We start from the raw sequence: 2,020 nt of genomic DNA, 5'->3' as shown, positions 1-2,020 counted from the left end.
GAGCCAAAAAATCAGCCCGCCTCACGGCGGGCTTTCTTTTTGCGTATACCCGGGTATCGAACCATCGACAGATAACAGCCACCGCGATTTCATGCTACCGGGGAATAGATTATAAGTTCCCACGTTTACAACCCTCAGAGGTCAGCTCAGTCGGATAGAGTCACGCCTACGGCGTGATTAATCCCGCTTTCAGCGGGATTCGAGTCCGTCCCGGGGAGCCAAAAAATCAGCCCGCCTCACGGCGGGCTTTCTTTTTGGTGCGCCCGGCAGGCCCCCCACTTGGAGGTGCAAGTCCTCTTCTCCGCCCCTTTTAAAACCAATTAAGGCGACAACTATCCTGACACAGGGGGACGGCAAGGGTGCCCACCGTGAGGTGGGAGCTGAAGGAAGCCGCAGGCAAAGCGCAGCCTGACGAATCCCGCCATGGCGGGACATACGAGGCGTGCATGCCGGATGAGGAGGCCAATATCGTCGAAGCACAAAATTACCTTCCATTGATTCGTACCGACCGCTAACAAGTAATCACCTCTCAATGACAGCCGAAAAGGTAACGAAACACCTGTCCATGAAGCCAGAACAACTGGCTTCATGAATAGTGCGGGCTAGAGATCTTTTAACTGCAATTCGAAAGCAACTTAAGCTTGATCGAAATCAGGATTCTGCATTTATCGCCCGAGTGAGGACATACACTGAGACCGTGCTCCTGCTATATCGTCAGGATTTCCGTCTTCGTCAAGCGGTCGCAACCTCTAAGCCTGTCTTTTTTTAAGCAGAATTTCGACAATTTCGGCAAAACCTTCGCCCCCTTCCCGGCTTGCCACAAAGGAGGGAAGGTGTTCCATGCCACCCGCGAAGCGAAGGATGTTGCTGACCCCTGCGGTAACAGGAAAATACTGAAACATCGGCTCGTCATTAGGCGAGTCGCCGCAGAAGAGGAACCGCTCCTTTTCAGCATCCAACTCAAGGTCCCACCGCTCCCTGACAAGCGTCTTCGTCATACCGAGCTTGTCGTATTCACCGAACCATCCGTTCACATGGATGGAGGAGACCTTGCAGGTTGCGCCGTGTTTTTTGAAGATCTCACATATCTGTTCAACGGCTCTTTGGCCCAGTGGTGTTACGTCCTCGCAGTAATCGATAGCCGTGTCGGTTTCCCGATAAGGTTGGTCGCTGGCGAGGGCGCTGCCCGGTACCCTGGCCAGGATCTCGTCCTGGATTTGCAGAAGACGCCGCCGATTCGCGGCACGTATGTTATCCGGATAGAGGAATCGTTTTCCCAGCTTGTTCTGCTTTTCATCGAACCAGAAATAGAAGGCCCCGTTTTCTCCCACAATGCCATCCACGGGCCACATGCGGGCGATATGATCACACCATCCGGCAGGCCTGCCCGTAACAGGAACAACCTTGAGCCCGGCGTTCCTGATATCCCACAGGGCCTTATAGGAAACAGGGGGGATCTTGCCGGAAGTGGTGACGGTGTCATCGATGTCAAAGAAAATACCCTTGAGGCCTTTTGCAACCTCTGAGCGGACGTCTTGAATGGATGGTATCATCATGGGTGAGTTTTTGTTGTCATCGGTGAGTTCGGACTTCCTTTTCCTGGATTTTACACCATTGCTGATATAAAAACATGTGTGATCCCTTCTTTCCGCGAGAAGTCCCCGCACCCGGTTCGCCGTTCATGCTTGGGAAAGCGCTTCCATCTCGGCCCCATCCGCGGTACGGGTTCTCGAAGGAGGTCCAGTCGGTGATGGAGCCGCAGGTGGCGTACCCGTCGCTGTCGCTCAGGTTGAGCGCGTCGCCGATGGTGACCTTGGCCGCGAAGGAATCGGCCAGGGAAACGTATTTTGTCAGGATCCTGCCGGCATCGGTTTTTCCAAGGGTGTAGAACCTTTCCTCGTCAACAGTTCACAGGGGGCTAGCCCGGACTATTCACGAGGGGAGTTTTCCCTTTCCTTACAGAGATTACTGATAGATCACCAAAGTCTGTGCGAGACTTTGGCTCAACGGGAACCGAAAA

2 protein-coding genes are annotated in these 2,020 nt (G+C 53.9%); one reads left to right on the top strand and one right to left on the bottom strand.

Annotated elements, in window-relative coordinates:
• Positions 1–749: 749 nt before the first annotated feature.
• The gene (locus tag P1S46_12190; GenBank protein ID MDF1537229.1) at positions 750–1,553 is read right to left on the bottom strand and encodes an HAD-IIB family hydrolase; all 804 of its coding nucleotides are present in this window, start codon (positions 1,551–1,553) and stop codon (positions 750–752) included.
• A 194-nt stretch (positions 1,554–1,747) separates the two neighbouring features.
• Here P1S46_12190 and P1S46_12185 point away from each other — a divergent pair, with 194 nt between their 5' ends.
• Complete coding sequence (locus P1S46_12185; GenBank protein ID MDF1537228.1) at positions 1,748–1,888, top strand: hypothetical protein; 141 nt, start codon at positions 1,748–1,750, stop codon at positions 1,886–1,888.
• The last annotated feature ends 132 nt before the right edge of the window (positions 1,889–2,020 follow it).

The sequence above is a fragment of the bacterium genome, from assembly GCA_029210545.1.
GTDB lineage: Bacteria > BMS3Abin14 > BMS3Abin14 > BMS3Abin14 > BMS3Abin14 > JARGFV01.
This window is presented reverse-complemented; position numbering and strand designations above follow the sequence as displayed.

Bases quoted from the DNA above. Each gene is read 5' to 3' on its own strand.
- P1S46_12190 (MDF1537229.1), bottom strand. From the start codon at position 1,553: ATGATACCATCCATTCAAGACGTCCGCTCAGAGGTTGCAAAAGGCCTC.